Source organism: Flavobacterium xizangense (assembly GCF_054075145.1).
This window is the reverse complement of the sequence record NZ_JBSIPG010000002.1, coordinates 616,014-630,316: the sequence shown is the minus strand read 5'-3', so window position 1 is coordinate 630,316 and position 14,303 is coordinate 616,014. Positions and strand designations below refer to the sequence as shown.

The 14,303-nt window shown below is 33.1% G+C and carries 14 protein-coding genes; 8 read left to right on the top strand and 6 right to left on the bottom strand.

Annotated elements, in window-relative coordinates:
* Positions 1-90: 90 nt before the first annotated feature.
* Positions 91-648 carry a DUF4956 domain-containing protein gene (locus ACWA1B_RS08380; protein WP_456905860.1) on the top strand — a complete coding sequence of 186 codons (558 nt, stop codon included), beginning with the start codon at positions 91-93 and terminating at the stop codon, positions 646-648.
* Here ACWA1B_RS08380 and ACWA1B_RS08375 read toward each other — a convergent pair whose 3' ends face one another.
* A complete protein-coding gene (locus tag ACWA1B_RS08375) occupies positions 649-2,490 on the bottom strand; it encodes a PEP/pyruvate-binding domain-containing protein (RefSeq protein ID WP_456905858.1) in 1,842 nt (613 codons plus the stop codon). It abuts the gene before it with no gap.
* A 179-nt stretch (positions 2,491-2,669) separates the two neighbouring features.
* On the opposite strand from ACWA1B_RS08375, the gene mnmA reads away from it, so the two are divergent.
* From mnmA to ACWA1B_RS08355, 4 genes are read left to right on the top strand one after another with little or no spacing between them, the layout of a single operon-like run.
* Positions 2,670-3,857 carry a tRNA 2-thiouridine(34) synthase MnmA gene (gene mnmA, locus ACWA1B_RS08370; protein WP_456905854.1) on the top strand — a complete coding sequence of 396 codons (1,188 nt, stop codon included), beginning with the start codon at positions 2,670-2,672 and terminating at the stop codon, positions 3,855-3,857.
* Between the two features lie 45 nt (positions 3,858-3,902).
* Complete coding sequence (locus ACWA1B_RS08365) at positions 3,903-5,504, top strand: S8 family serine peptidase (protein ID WP_456905852.1); 1,602 nt, start codon at positions 3,903-3,905, stop codon at positions 5,502-5,504.
* An 11-nt stretch (positions 5,505-5,515) separates the two neighbouring features.
* Positions 5,516-6,460, top strand: a complete 945-nt coding sequence (locus tag ACWA1B_RS08360; RefSeq protein ID WP_456905850.1) for an NAD(P)H-dependent flavin oxidoreductase — start codon at positions 5,516-5,518, stop codon at positions 6,458-6,460.
* A gap of 20 nt (positions 6,461-6,480) precedes the next feature.
* Positions 6,481-6,891 carry a hypothetical protein gene (locus ACWA1B_RS08355; RefSeq protein ID WP_035648834.1) on the top strand — a complete coding sequence of 137 codons (411 nt, stop codon included), beginning with the start codon at positions 6,481-6,483 and terminating at the stop codon, positions 6,889-6,891.
* A gap of 142 nt (positions 6,892-7,033) precedes the next feature.
* Here the strand turns inward: ACWA1B_RS08355 and ACWA1B_RS08350 are convergent, their stop codons facing one another.
* On the bottom strand, positions 7,034-7,471 hold the full coding sequence (locus ACWA1B_RS08350) for a DUF4268 domain-containing protein (protein WP_456905848.1): 438 nt from the start codon (positions 7,469-7,471) through the stop codon (positions 7,034-7,036).
* A gap of 91 nt (positions 7,472-7,562) precedes the next feature.
* Between ACWA1B_RS08350 and ACWA1B_RS08345 the strand changes: the two genes are divergently transcribed.
* Positions 7,563-8,213, top strand: coding sequence for an NUDIX hydrolase (locus ACWA1B_RS08345; protein WP_456905846.1), 651 nt, complete (start codon positions 7,563-7,565; stop codon positions 8,211-8,213).
* Between the two features lie 125 nt (positions 8,214-8,338).
* Positions 8,339-9,148, top strand: coding sequence for a lysophospholipid acyltransferase family protein (locus tag ACWA1B_RS08340; protein WP_456905844.1), 810 nt, complete (start codon positions 8,339-8,341; stop codon positions 9,146-9,148).
* A 94-nt stretch (positions 9,149-9,242) separates the two neighbouring features.
* On the opposite strand, the gene ACWA1B_RS08335 is transcribed toward ACWA1B_RS08340, so the two are convergent.
* From ACWA1B_RS08335 to ACWA1B_RS08325, 3 genes are read right to left on the bottom strand one after another with little or no spacing between them, the layout of a single operon-like run.
* The gene (locus ACWA1B_RS08335; RefSeq protein WP_456905842.1) at positions 9,243-9,875 is read right to left on the bottom strand and encodes a hypothetical protein; all 633 of its coding nucleotides are present in this window, start codon (positions 9,873-9,875) and stop codon (positions 9,243-9,245) included.
* Positions 9,876-9,883: 8 nt separating this feature from the next.
* Complete coding sequence (locus ACWA1B_RS08330; protein ID WP_035648824.1) at positions 9,884-10,378, bottom strand: RNA polymerase sigma factor; 495 nt, start codon at positions 10,376-10,378, stop codon at positions 9,884-9,886.
* A gap of 42 nt (positions 10,379-10,420) precedes the next feature.
* The gene (locus tag ACWA1B_RS08325; RefSeq protein WP_456905840.1) at positions 10,421-11,482 is read right to left on the bottom strand and encodes a DUF3810 domain-containing protein; all 1,062 of its coding nucleotides are present in this window, start codon (positions 11,480-11,482) and stop codon (positions 10,421-10,423) included.
* A 178-nt stretch (positions 11,483-11,660) separates the two neighbouring features.
* On the opposite strand from ACWA1B_RS08325, the gene ACWA1B_RS08320 reads away from it, so the two are divergent.
* Positions 11,661-13,121: an aminoacyl-histidine dipeptidase gene (locus ACWA1B_RS08320; protein WP_456905838.1), complete on the top strand. Its 1,461-nt coding sequence runs from the start codon at positions 11,661-11,663 to the stop codon at positions 13,119-13,121.
* Positions 13,122-13,427: 306 nt separating this feature from the next.
* On the opposite strand, the gene ACWA1B_RS08315 is transcribed toward ACWA1B_RS08320, so the two are convergent.
* On the bottom strand, positions 13,428-14,201 hold the full coding sequence (locus tag ACWA1B_RS08315; protein WP_035648807.1) for a carboxypeptidase-like regulatory domain-containing protein: 774 nt from the start codon (positions 14,199-14,201) through the stop codon (positions 13,428-13,430).
* Positions 14,202-14,303 lie beyond the last annotated feature (102 nt).

Here is a 14,303-nt window from a genome sequence, read left to right as displayed (position 1 = left end):
ACAAATTCGCGAATTTTTTATTCTAAAATTAATTCATGAATTCGTGGCAAACTTTTTTTAAATTTGGTTGACTAACACTTTTAAAAAAAAATGGATTTAAACGAACTAATAGGCAGATTTTTTTTGTTGTTTTTTTCAATTTTGGTTTTGTATTTTTTCTCCAACAGAAAAGACAATGAAACCATAAATCCATTGATGGTAATTGTGGGACTTTGTACCTTTTCACTTTGTTATTTGTTTACCAAAATTGAAATTGGAGTTGGGATTGGGTTTGGTTTGTTTGCCATTTTTTCCATTTTACGATTTAGAACACAATCTTTTACCGTAAATGCAATCATCTTTCTTTTTGCAACAATTACGCTTTCTATTTTAGATATCATGTATCCTTTTGAAAAAATAGAAATTTTGCTATTTTTTCAAATCATTATTATTGGATTTTATGTTGCTGCATCAATTATTGTCAACAAAAAAGCTTCAAAATATTTGAACACAATCGATGTGAAAATTCCGCTGGAAAACGGTTTTTCTTTAGATCATAAAAACATTCGAAAAGTTGTCGAAAAAAAAATCAATATAACCGATTTTGAATTCAAAATAGTTCTCGTAAACGGCGTTTCTAATGAAATTGATCTTCAGGTCTTTTATTGATTAATCGTTAAAAGGGCGGACTTGTTTGATGTATAAATCCCTGTTTTTGCCCACAATTTTAAACTCGATATCTACAGGATGAAATTGATTTTTGCGCCAATAACGGTACATTTTAGATTCGATTGTTTTACTCACAGTATAAAGCAGGTTCATTTCTTTTCGTGTTAGTAATGGCTCGTTATTGTTTAAATTTGAATTAGAGGTGTAATCAATTTCAAAATCTTCATCATCGTTTCCTTCGTTGATATGATAGGCCGTAAATTGTTCACAAATTTCTCCTTTTTCGGGTTTTACTACTGAATTTTCGCCCTTTTGAACATTGACCGTAAATCCTGGAAAGTTCCTTCTAAATATATTTTTTGTAATTACGACTCCATTGGCAATTTCTTCAGGAAAAGAACGATGGACTAAAACTCCCATCGCAATTTGGTACTGATCGATTCCAAAAAGTTCTCTTTCATTATAAGATGCTTCGTTCCATACACTCGCCCAAACTTGTTTGATTGCTTTTTCGAAACTTTTTATACTGTCGCCTAAAATTCCCGTTTTAGAATCATACAATCCGGCGCCATTAAAATCATCCAAATCTTCGGCATTTGTTGATGATCTGAATCTGAAGTTTTTGAAAGAGGCATTTTTAAAAGTCTCATTTAGTTTTGCAATCAACTCCGGATCAATTTTTTCTGTTTTAATAGCTTCCCGAATTTCTTTTAGCTTTTTATTTATCCAGCCAGTTGAATCTTTTTTTGGATAGTTCAGCAACTCAGTTATTAAAACAGAAATAGAAGATTTCTGAATATGTTTTGTATAATAATAAAAAGGGATGGCATGAGCATTTTCAGGAGTTTTAAAAGGAATATCTTTGGAGATCGCAATTAAATAGGCCATGTTTTGTGCTTTGGAACCAATATAATTTACTCCTTTTTTGGGAATAGAAGAGAGGTCAATTATTTCAGTTACAGAATTGTCTAGAGTTAGTATTTTCTTTTTTGAAGCATTTTTTCGAGTGATTTTTTTTGTTGTTTCTTTCAGATAAAAAGTATCAATTTCGGTTTTAAATTCTACTTTTTTAGAAAGTAGTCTTTTGATATTATTGTCTTTGTTGATGTTTTTATAAGCCATTATGGGGATTTTTCGGTTTTTGCCCAAAAGTACTAAATGACTCAGCGGAGTTTGAAGTTCGTTTACAATTATACCTTTCGCTTCTGGTAATATATTTGGAGTTCCGTCAAGGATAATAATTTCATCTGGATTGGGTTTTGTTTTCTCTAAATCCTTTATTTTGTATTGTTTGAGGATGCCAATTGCAGAGCCACCGGCAACTTGCTGGTAGGTAATTTCATTAAAAATATAATCTGATTTTACACAAGGAATTTTAAATTTTCCTTCTTGGAATAATGCTATTTTCTCAGGATCATTCAAATAAAATTTAAGATTGTCGCCAATAAAAGAACTATTTTTTACCTGATTATAAAACCATTCGATTTGAGACACTTTCATATGATCTGAAGCTGCAAGCTCAAAGATCCATTTTTCTGTTCCTTTAATGTGATTTAAATTCCCAAGCAAATAGTCTCTCTCTTTTTCACTATCGCTGTAATTTTCATTATTAAATACATCGATATCTTTGTCATAACCCAGATACTCAGTTGCAAATTGATAATGATGTGAAATAAGCTGGCTGTTAAAGTAGTACATTTTTTTCTGCCTCAAATCGTAAACAATTTTAACAGACTCAATATTGGAGAATTTATCAGACAACGGTTTGCCTTTAAAAGCCTTGTAAGCCTCATAATCAGGCAATGAAGCACGGAATCGCTGAGCACACAAAGATGCTGTCAAAAGGAGAAAAATTAAGCTGAAAACAATTTTTTGCATGACATTTTTATTGATTATTAAAAGTAATTAAAAAAAACGATAGGTTTTGTCTACTGCGGGATTATATAAACTAATCAAAACGACTATAATTTTCTATTATTTGGCTTATCTTTGCACCCTTGTAAAAATATAAACGATTTAGAATGAAACGTGTAGTTGTTGGACTTTCTGGTGGAGTAGATTCTAGTGTTGCCGCTTATTTATTGCAGCAACAAGGATACGAAGTTATTGGCCTTTTTATGAAAAACTGGCATGATGATTCGGTTACTATTTCTAACGAATGTCCTTGGTTAGAAGATAGTAATGATGCTTTATTAGTAGCAGAAAAACTTGGAATACCGTTTCAGACTGTCGATTTGAGTGAGGAATACAAAGAAAAAATCGTTGATTATATGTTCAACGAATACGAAAAAGGAAGAACTCCAAATCCTGACGTGCTTTGTAACCGCGAAATCAAATTTGATGTTTTCATGAAAATTGCCTTAAGTCTTGGTGCCGATTATGTTGCAACGGGACATTATTGCCAAAAAAATGAAATCGAAGTTGATGGAAAACCTGTTTATCAATTAATTGCAGGACATGACATTAATAAGGATCAATCTTATTTTTTGTGCCAATTGTCACAGGAACAATTATCAAAAGCATTATTCCCAATTGGTGCTTTGACCAAACCAGAAGTACGAGAAATTGCTGCTGAAATGGAATTGGTAACAGCTGAAAAGAAAGATTCTCAAGGTTTATGCTTTATCGGAAAAGTGCGGTTACCTGAATTTTTGCAACAGAAATTGCAGCCAAAAGAAGGTAAAATTGTTCAGATTGATAAAAATGATCCAATTTATGAAGTTGAAGATATTTCTGGATTATCCTTAGAAAAACAATTAAAAACTGAATCCAGAAAGCTGAATTATCTGCCAACAATGGGTAAAGTAGTTGGAAAACATCAAGGAGCTCATTATTTTACTGTAGGACAAAGAAAAGGATTAAATGTTGGAGGAACTACAGATCCCCTGTTTGTGATTGCGACTGATGTTGATACAAACACGATTTACACCGGTTTATCTAGTAATCATCCTGGTTTGTTCAAAAAAGCTTTATTTGTTGGAAATTCTGAAATTCACTGGGTTAGAGAAGACATGACTTTAAAACCAGGTGAAACAAAAGAAGTAATGGCAAGAATCCGTTATCGTCAGCCTTTGCAAAAAGCTATTTTGTATCAATTTGAAGACGGAATGTATGTTCGTTTTGATGAACCTCAATCTGCCATTACTGAAGGCCAATTTGTTGCATGGTATTTAGATAATGAATTAGTTGGTTCGGGAGTAATTTCTTAGCTTTATACTTTTTTACAGGGATTTACCCTTTTTAAAAAGTAAGCTATGAAATACTGTTTCGCTTTTTTATTGTTGCTTTTTTCTTCTGCTATTTTTTCGCAGGAAGATGCGTGGGTTTATTTTAAAGATAAACCGAGTTCGCAATCCTTTTTAGAAAAACCTTCTGATATGCTGACACAGCGTTCTTTAACTCGAAGAACAGCTCAGAATATTGCATTAGATATGACCGATGTTCCTGTTGAGAAAAGTTATATATCCCAAATAAAATTGAGCACAGGAATTACAATTTTGGCTAAATCAAAATGGCTGAATGCGCTTCATGTAAGAGGAACTCAAACTAATGTTTCGGCGCTAAAATCATTATCATTTGTTGATAAAGTAGTTTTTACAAATAAAACGCTGAATACAGCTAAAAAAGTTAATGAAAACAGAACTGTAGAGACAAACAATAAGCTTAAAACAACTATTGATTATGCGTATGGAAATTCTACAAATCAAGTCCAAATGCTTAATGGACAAGCTCTGCATAAACAAAATTACACCGGATCAGGAAAAATTATTGCAGTTTTAGATGCTGGTTTTCCTGGTGTGAATACAGCTCAGCCTTTTCAGAATCTTCAAACAAACAATAGAATTTTAGGCGGATACGATTTTGTTAACAGAAATACCAATTTTTATAGCGGCGATGATCATGGAACTTTAGTGCTTTCGACAATGGGCGGCTATAAAGAGAATTCTTTAGTTGGCACAGCACCAAATGCTTCCTACTATTTATTTATAACTGAAAATGATGCTTCAGAAAATCCGATTGAAGAATCGCTTTGGGTTGAAGCTGCAGAAAGAGCAGACAGTCTGGGAGTTGATATTATTACAACTTCTTTAGGTTATTTTGAATTTGATAAAGCTGGTGAAAGTCATACATACAGTGATATGAATGGTAGTACAACTTTTATTTCAAGAGGAGCAGAAATCGCCTTCAGCAAAGGAATGATTGTATTGGCTTCAGCAGGAAACGAAGGAAGAACTCCCGAACCGCATATTGGTGCTCCTGCCGATGCAGTTTCTGTGCTTGCTATTGGTTCAGTTACTTCAGCAAAAGTAAAATCTGATTTCAGTTCTATTGGACCAAGTTTTGACAATCGGGTAAAACCAGATATTATGGCGCAAGGAAGTGCAACAGCAGTTTCGGATGCTTCTGGAAATATTGGCACTGCAAACGGAACCTCTTTTTCATGTCCGGTTATGGCAGGAATGGTTGCGTGTCTTTGGCAGGCGTTTCCAACAAAAACAAACAAAGAAATCAGACAAATGATTTTAGAATCATCGGATCGTTATACAGCTCCAAATTTTAATTACGGTTACGGAATTCCAAATTTTGGCGCTAATTTAGGGACTAACGATTTTGTCATAAATTCGACTTTTTCAGTATTTCCGAATCCAGCAAAAACAGTAATTTCGTTTTCTTTTCCGGAGGAAAATTACAGCGCTTCAGTGGCAATTTTTTCGGTTTTGGGCCAAAAAGTAATTGAAAAACAAATTACAAATCAAAATCCATTTCTTTCTGTAGAAACATTAAACAGCGGTCTTTATTTTTATACTTTTGATGCCGATGGTTTACATAAAACAGGAAAGATAATCAAACAATAACAGCATATTGCATGAATAAAATTACGCAGATTTTTAATATAAAATATCCAATAATACAAGGTGGAATGATTTGGAACAGCGGTTATAAATTAGCTTCTGCGGTAAGTAATTCCGGAGGTTTAGGGCTTATTGGCGCTGGATCAATGTATCCGGAAGTTTTAAGAGAACATATTCAGAAATGCAAAAAAGCAACCGATAAACCTTTTGGAGTCAATATCCCGATGTTATATCCTAACATTGAAGAAATCATGAATATAGTTGTGGAAGAAGGAGTAAAAATTGTTTTTACTTCGGCTGGAAATCCTAAAACATGGACTTCGTTTTTAAAAGAAAAAGGAATTACAGTTGTTCATGTGGTGAGCAGCGGCGCTTTTGCCTTAAAAGCTCAAGCTGCCGGTGTTGATGCTGTTGTCGCTGAAGGTTTTGAAGCCGGTGGACATAACGGGCGTGAGGAAACTACAACGCTGACTTTGATTCCTATGGTAAAGGAAAAAATATCAATTCCTTTAATCGCAGCTGGGGGAATTGCAACAGGAAGAGGAATGTTAGCAGCGATGATTCTTGGTGCCGATGGTGTTCAGGTAGGGAGCCGTTTTGCAGCATCATTTGAATCTTCTGCTCACAATAATTTTAAAGAAACTATAGTTAATATTAAAGAAGGTGATACTCATTTGACTTTGAAAGAATTAGCTCCTGTGCGATTGGTAAAAAATAAATTTTATCATGATGTTCAGGCCTTATATGAGAAATGTCCATCTAAAGAAGATTTGGTTCAGCTTTTGGGAAGAGCCAGAGCCAAAAAAGGAATGTTTGAAGGAGATCTTGAAGAAGGTGAGCTTGAAATTGGACAAATTGCAGGACTTATTCATGAAATCTTGCCTGTTGAGCAAATTATGCAGCAAATGATAACCGAATTTGATGCTGCGTCCAAAGAAAAGTCTAAATTTGAATTTTAATTACCTGTAAGAAATATTTCATGAATTTTATTCGCATCTCTATATTGCTATTGTTTTTTGGTTTTGGACTGCAAGAAGCTCAAAGTCAGTCGTATAATTTTAAGACATCTGGTTTTAGTGTTTTAGAGAAAAATCAAAAAGGAAAGTGGGGCGAATGGTCTAACCTGGATTTGGTGAACTTGAGTGTTGTTTTAGATACTAATAAACACAGAATTGTAGTTTATTCTCAAGAAATTCAGCTTTTCAATATTTTGGATTATATCGAAAGAGAGGAAAATGACACTGATATTGTATATTCTTTCATGTGTAAAGACAATGACGGGAAAGAATGCAAACTTTCAATCATTACCCGAAAAAAACAAGATTTCCGTAAACAGCTTTATATCAATTATGACGATCATATTATAGTTTATAATATTTTTAGTGTGTAATTAGATTTTAAGGTACTAAGGTTTGACATACTGAGGTACTAAGTTTTTTGAACTTAAATTAAATAATAAACCCGACAGATTTTAAAAACCTGTCGGGTTTCCTATACTTAGTACCTTAGAAACTTAGTACCTTACTAGAACCTTAGTTTTCAATATCCTTAATAAACTCATCATATTCCAAATAAAACATTTCCAGAGCGTGCATATTTTCATTGAAGAAATCAAAAATGGTGTCCCAATTATTTCGGTTGCTGAAGCCAACTCCTTGTTTTTCAACCCAGATTCGGCTGATGGTTTTGCCGCTTTCCAGCGTGTAATTTTTTTCGAAAACCAAATCTTTGATAAATTCTTCTTCCAGAATATTTTTTAGTGCTTCAATTTTTTCAAAATAGGCAGTTCGTTTTTCATCGCTTCGGTGTTCAATATCAATTAAAACTTGTGCTTTTTTATTATCTACAAAAAACTTAAAAGAGAAGTCTTTGATTTTTGTATCATAAAGGACCCATTTTCTCGGATACTTTTCTGCAAAAGCTACCCAAAATTCTCTTTTTATTCGTTGTGATTCTTCTCTGCTGTACATTATTTATGGCTTTGTCTTAGAAAATTTGTAGAACCGCATTTTCTAGAGTATATTTATATTTTATTTGAAAGTACAAAAATAAACTTTGAATATGGATTTTCAAGATTTTTTGCAATATGTTCCTAATTTAATTCCTGTTGAACTGCCAGCGACGACATCGCACATAAAAATGGCGCCCGAAGAACGTATGCAAGAGCTTAAAAATCTTGATTTAAGCGCCAAAAATCCAAGAATTGCTGCTGTTATGATGTTGTTTTATCCTAAAAACGGAGAAACGCATTTAGTTTTGATCGTTCGAAATGCTTACAATGGAGTCCATTCTTCACAAATTGCATTCCCGGGTGGCAAGTATGAAATTTCAGATTTTGATTTTAAAGATACCGCTCTCAGGGAAACCAATGAAGAAATTGGTGTTCTTCCTGAAAAAATAGAAGTTGTAAAACATTTCACCCCCATGTACATTCCGCCGAGTAATTTTTTAGTTCATCCTTATATGGGAATTGCAAAAGAAGAGCTTTCATTTTATCCCGATATTCGGGAAGTTGCGGATATTATTGAATTGCCTTTGTCTGTTTTTCTAAACGATGAAATTATTATTGAAGCCACATTGTCAACTTCTTATGCAATAAATGCCTTGGTTCCTGCTTTTGGTATTCAAAATCATGTTGTTTGGGGCGCGACAGCGATGATATTAAGTGAGCTGAGAGACGTTCTGAAAAGTGTTTTAGGCGAAAATTTGTAAAAATGAAAAATTAACGATTTGATATTCATTATTATAACTATTTATTTCCGAAATTGCTTTATAGTATTGCTAAAAGAATAATTTTTGTATGTTTGCGAACTAACAAAAAAATATATTAAACAGCTATGGGATTGTTTAAACGAAATCCTTTTGGACATATTTTATTCATCAAGAAATGGTTAATCCGTGTCTTAGGAGCTATGACGCACCGCAGATACAGAGGATTTAATGAATTACAGATTGAAGGATCTGAAATTATTAAAACATTGCCTGATGCAAATGTGCTGTTTATTTCCAATCATCAAACTTATTTTGCCGATGTTGTGGCAATGTTTCATGTCTTTAACGCAAGTTTAAGCGGACGTCAAGATACTATTAAGAACATAGGATATTTATGGCAGCCAAAAATGAATATTTATTATGTCGCTGCAAAAGAAACAATGCAAGCAGGTTTGTTGCCAAGAATTCTTGCTTATGTTGGAGCAATTACGGTTGAAAGAACCTGGCGCTCAAAAGGTGTAGATGTTACTGAGAAGAGAGATGTGAATCCAAACGATACTGAAAATATCAGAATTGCACTTGAAGACGGCTGGGTAATTACTTTTCCGCAAGGAACTACAAAGTCTTTTAAGCCTGTTCGTAAAGGAACTGCACATATTATAAAACAGCATAAACCAATTGTAATTCCTATTGTTATTGATGGTTTCCGCCGATCATTTGATAAAAAAGGTCTTCGGATGAAGAAAAAAGGAATTCTGCAGTCTTTCATCATCAAAGAACCTCTTGATATTGATTATGAAAATGATACAATCGAAGAAATTGTAGAAAAAGTAGAATACGCAATCGAACAACATCCATCATTCTTAAAAGTTATTCCAGCTGAAGAAATCAAAGCACAAGAAGAACTTAACAGATTAAGACAGTGGGAATACTAGAAATTTTAGATTTTAGATTGTTTCAGGTTTCTCCCGAGGCTGTGGGATCAAGTTTTCAAACCTTAGAACCTTAGTGTCTTAGCGTCTTATAGCCTTAGAAATCAATTTTCTTCAACTCTTTATAATTCGCATACAATCTGCGTAGTAAAGTTCCGTATAGCAATCTGTAAATGCACCAGAATAATCCTAATATCCCTAATATTATCAGAAATAAAATTCCGACAGTAAAAAACATTGTTTTCCCGCTTTCGGCAAGTTGTTCTCTAAAAAACGCCATGTCTGGATTGTAAACAAAAGCAATAAAGTAACTTAAAATAGTTATTAAAACTAGCATTCCAAGATTATACCACACATAATACTGAACTGTTTTTCGAGTTCTTAAAATCGCACCCATGAGTGATTTAGTCGCTACTGTAGTTGAGATTGTTTTATAGTTTTTATAAAAAATAACGATAAAAACCAGAACAACTACGTAGTTAAAATAGGTAAGTATTTCCATGGCTAGGACAATCTCTGGATGATTCATTTTTTGTAATAAATCATCGGTATTGATGAATAAGTTTGAGAAAGTCCAAAAGCATACTTCCAAAATACTGATAATCAAAATCCACTTCACAATTGAAGATGACTTTTTGTGAATCATTTTGTAGATTTCTTTTTCAGAAATTTGTTCAAAAGAATCCGAGTTCTTTTTCCAGTCTTTTTTTAATAAATCCAGTTCTTTCATAATAATTTTTAAGGATTTAGTATTTTTTTAAGTTTCCCCTTAATTCTGTTCATTTTCACGCGCGCATTCACTTCGCTGATCCCTAAGGTTTCAGCTATTTCTTGATAATCTTTGTCTTCTAAATACATAAAAACTAATGCTTTTTCGATGTCGTTTAGCTGATAAACTGCTTTATACATCAATTTAATCTGTTCTTCCTCTTCATAATTGTAATCAACATCTTTTACGAAATGCTGATGACTTTCATATTCTATAGTCGATATGGTTCGTTTGGTTTTTCGGTATAATGTAATTGCAGTATTTAAAGCAACACGATAGGTCCAGGTCGAAAATTTACTGTCGCCTCTAAATTTTGGATAAGCTTTCCAGAGCTGAATGGTAATTTCCTGAAACAGGTCTTTATGAGCGTCTTCGCCAGCAGTATATAATCTACAAATTTTGTGGATTATATTCTGATTTGCCTGCAATTGCGCAACAAATGACTGTTCTAGATTTTCGCTCATATAAGTATTAGTAGTTATGAAATCATTTTTGTTACAGTTGGATCAAAATTTTCTCGTTTTATAATAGTTTATCATCAAGTCAATAAACTTACTGTAACTTTCCATTCCGTCTTTTTGATTATTTGTCTTTAAGAAATTATCCCATAAAAAATGAAAGCCTTTATCGATAAAAGTGTCGTACTTTTTCCAGAAATCCTGACTTTCCTGATAGTTTTTTAAGATTCCGACATGAACTGTTTTCTTCAATTCGTTAAAAATTTTCTCGTTCTTAAATTGCCAGATTCCAAGACAATAACGCAAAGCGAAGCTATATCCTGAATATTTATAATACAGATTATCATTTTTAACCGAAGCCAAAACACCAATAAAATTACATTCATTTTCACTGGCAAAACCAATTTGATGTGCCATTTCGTGTGAAGTTGTTATTGGAAAGTTGTACATTGGCAGTAAATCATTTACTTGAGCCTCATTTGTAAACGGATTCAAATAACCACCAAATCCCATGTAAGTAAGAGGAACACTGAATAAAGACTTTTTTACACTTAAAGTTTCATATTTAAAATAAGAATGTTCTTTAGCTAAATTATCATAACCATTTAAAATCATCTGAAATGATTCTTTTTGAGAATATGGAAAAACTACTTTTGAACTGTCGTTTTTTGTAATTTGAACCTGAATTTCATTCGTTTTTGTAATCAATCTTTTTGTAAAAGCTAAAAGCTCCGCATCAGAATATTCTTTTTTGATTTCCATCTTCTCGAAAAGCGGTTCACGATAATAATTGAAAGCCCAAAGCACGTGGAATAGAAAGTAAAAAACAGAAATTTTGCCTAAGATTTTTAGAAGATGATCTTTCCAGTTTGCTTTCCAGGATTTTCTGATATTCCAAAACCAACTTATAATCGAAAGAATTAAAACAGCATAAATACAGTCACCAACAGAAAACGGAACTTTACCTAAAAGTGTTCTTAAAAAATGTGAAATTCGAATAAATAAGTTGTTGCTGTAAAAACCTTCAACATAATCTGGGAAGTATTGCAGAATTTTTAAAAAGATAATCTGAACTACAAGGAATATAGGAAGTATATATTTTCGTTTCACGGATTGATTTTTTAGATACGTAAATATAAATACAATATCGAGATAAAAAAAGAATGTATTTGTGTAGTATGATTCTAAAAGAAGAAGAATTAGTGCTAATTACTGGAATTCGTGGCGAAAAAAAATATAAACTTTGTAACTTTGACAATCTTAATTGTTAAACTTCAAACAAAATATAATGAGTCAGGAAATTAGAAATCTGGAACCAAAAGCACTTTGGAACAAATTCGCAGATTTAAATGCTGTTCCGCGTCCGTCAAAAAAAGAAGAACGTGTTATCGAGTTTATGAAAAACTTTGGAAACAGTTTAGGTTTAGAAACTTTTGAAGATGAGATCAGGAATGTAATCATCAGAAAACCTGCAACTCCAGGAATGGAAAACCGCAAACCAATCGTAATGCAGGGACACCTTGATATGGTGCACCAAAAAAATGCAGATACTGTTTTTGATTTTGATACTCAAGGAATTGACATGTATGTAGATGGTGACTGGGTTCGCGCTCGAGGAACAACTCTTGGGGCTGACAATGGGCTAGGAGTAGCGACAATTATGGCAATCTTGGAAAGTAAAGATATTCCGCATCCTGCAATTGAAGCTTTGTTTACAATTGATGAAGAAACTGGAATGACTGGTGCTTTAAACCTAAAAGGAGGAATTCTTCAAGGTCAGATTTTATTGAATCTGGATACAGAAGAAGATGATGAAATTGATATTGGATGTGCTGGTGGAATTGATGTTACTGCAACAAGAACATACCATGAAGAAGAAGTTCCAGAAGGTTCTGTTGGATATACTATTACAGTAAAAGGCTTAAACGGAGGACATTCAGGAATGGATATCCATAAAGGTTTAGGAAATGCCAATAAAATCATGAACCGTTTGTTGTTTGATGCATTTGAAAACTTTGGTTTGCAGATCGTCGAAGTTAACGGAGGAAGTTTAAGAAATGCGATTCCGAGGGAAAGTGTGGCTAAAGTGATTATTTCTCAAATGTTTGATGAAGCTTATGTTTATGATATGCAGGAAATTATAGCTGATATCAAAGCAGAATACAAAACAACTGAACCAAACTTATCTATTGAAATCGTAAAAGGTGATTTGCCTGAAAAAGTAATGGATTTAGGAGTTCAGGAAGGAATTATCAGAGCAATTTATGCTGCACACAACGGTGTTTACAGAATGAGCGCTGATATGGCTGATTTGGTTGAAACTTCAAATAATATTGCTCGTGTTGTTATTAAGGACGGAGAAGTATTAATTGGATGTTTGACACGTTCTTCTGTAGAATCTTCAAAATTTGATTTGGCTAATTCTTTGCGTTCGGCTTTTGAATTAGTAGGTTGCGAAGTTGAACTTACAGGTTCTTACCCAGGATGGACGCCAAACGTAAATTCTGAAATCTTAGAAGTCTTAAAAGAGATCTACGAAAAACAAAATGGAGAACAGCCAAAAGTTGTAGCTTGTCACGCTGGTTTAGAGTGCGGAATTTTAGGAACAAATTATCCAGATATGGATATGATTTCTTTTGGTCCAACTATTCACGGTGCACACTCTCCAGATGAAAGAGCAAGTATTTCATCTGCTCAAAAATATTGGAAATTTGTATTGGAAATACTTTCTAATATACCAGTTAAATAGTAGTTTCAGTATTCAGTCACGGTTTTCAGTTTCCTATGAGACTGAAAACTGCGACTTAAAACTTTAGACTAATCTCTTTTAGGACTATTTTTCTTTTCTCTTTTTTCTTCTTTCTTTTCCTTAGCCGTTTTTAACGGTTCTTTTTTTGCTGTTTTTTTAGCATCTTGACCTTTTGACATGATATATTGATTTTATTTGTTTTAGATTCTTTAATAAAGTAAATGTAGGTTTTTTTAATTCCAAAAAGGCATAAAAAAATCCTCACTTTTTAAATTGAGGATTTTGGTTTCTTTATGGAAGTAATTTTTAATTACGTTTCAATACTTTATACTGTTCATAACATCCACTTATCGCATCTAAAATCTGCAAATCATTTGCTTGCTGAACAAAAGACTCTGAGTAGTTGCAGCGCTGTAAAATTTCTGGGATTTCTTCTTTTGTAATTCCTAAAAGCAAGGCAAGAGTTTCACGATCGTATTTAGTTTCAAGAAGATTTCTGATCGTGTCGTCTTTCTTCATGTCTTTAAGTTTCTTGAGCTCTTTTCCGTTTTTTCCAAAGAAATTATAGAGCATATCGGCGGGATTGAAAATCGAACCTAATACTTTTCCAAATGCATTTGGAGCATATTCACCGGCTTCATAACCTTGTGTAAGACCTGAAATACTATAACGGTAGTTTTCTTTCGTCGGAATTAATTTTGAGTCGATTTCAAGGTATCCAGTCAGGCTGAAAGGAGCAATGACAACTTCTTCAAGTGCAATTGCTTTTTCAGTAAGCTGAATTCTTGTGATTTTGTTTTTTATCCAGTCATTGGTAACTCTGATACGCAAAGATTGGAATCCTAGAAGAGAGAATTGCAGTGTGTCATTTTGTTGAACATCAATTTCAAAATAACCTTTAGCATCAGACTTTGCGCCTAGTACTTTGTTTTTGTTAATGATATTTACGTTTGGAAGAGGTTGTTTGCTATTATCATTAAAGATATAACCTGAAACTCTTTGTGGAGTTGTTGATTCTGTTTCCTGGGCAAAACCAATACTCGTAAGTAATACAAAAAAGAAAACTGCGAAATATTTCATATCCTGATTTAAAGCACTAAAAGTAGTAAATCGGGATTAAATATTTTGTAGTCTTGGAATATAATTATAAGAAAATTAACAAAGCAAAAAAGTATTCCCTTT

Bases quoted from the DNA above. Each gene is read 5' to 3' on its own strand.
- ACWA1B_RS08380 (WP_456905860.1), top strand. From the start codon at position 91: ATGGATTTAAACGAACTAATAGGCAGATTTTTTTTGTTGTTTTTTTCA.
- mnmA (WP_456905854.1), top strand. From the start codon at position 2,670: ATGAAACGTGTAGTTGTTGGACTTTCTGGTGGAGTAGATTCTAGTGTT.
- ACWA1B_RS08365 (WP_456905852.1), top strand. From the start codon at position 3,903: ATGAAATACTGTTTCGCTTTTTTATTGTTGCTTTTTTCTTCTGCTATT.
- ACWA1B_RS08360 (WP_456905850.1), top strand. From the start codon at position 5,516: ATGAATAAAATTACGCAGATTTTTAATATAAAATATCCAATAATACAA.
- ACWA1B_RS08355 (WP_035648834.1), top strand. From the start codon at position 6,481: ATGAATTTTATTCGCATCTCTATATTGCTATTGTTTTTTGGTTTTGGA.
- ACWA1B_RS08350 (WP_456905848.1), bottom strand. From the start codon at position 7,471: ATGTACAGCAGAGAAGAATCACAACGAATAAAAAGAGAATTTTGGGTA.
- ACWA1B_RS08345 (WP_456905846.1), top strand. From the start codon at position 7,563: ATGGATTTTCAAGATTTTTTGCAATATGTTCCTAATTTAATTCCTGTT.
- ACWA1B_RS08340 (WP_456905844.1), top strand. From the start codon at position 8,339: ATGGGATTGTTTAAACGAAATCCTTTTGGACATATTTTATTCATCAAG.
- ACWA1B_RS08335 (WP_456905842.1), bottom strand. From the start codon at position 9,875: ATGAAAGAACTGGATTTATTAAAAAAAGACTGGAAAAAGAACTCGGAT.
- ACWA1B_RS08330 (WP_035648824.1), bottom strand. From the start codon at position 10,378: ATGAGCGAAAATCTAGAACAGTCATTTGTTGCGCAATTGCAGGCAAAT.
- ACWA1B_RS08320 (WP_456905838.1), top strand. From the start codon at position 11,661: ATGAGTCAGGAAATTAGAAATCTGGAACCAAAAGCACTTTGGAACAAA.
- ACWA1B_RS08315 (WP_035648807.1), bottom strand. From the start codon at position 14,201: ATGAAATATTTCGCAGTTTTCTTTTTTGTATTACTTACGAGTATTGGT.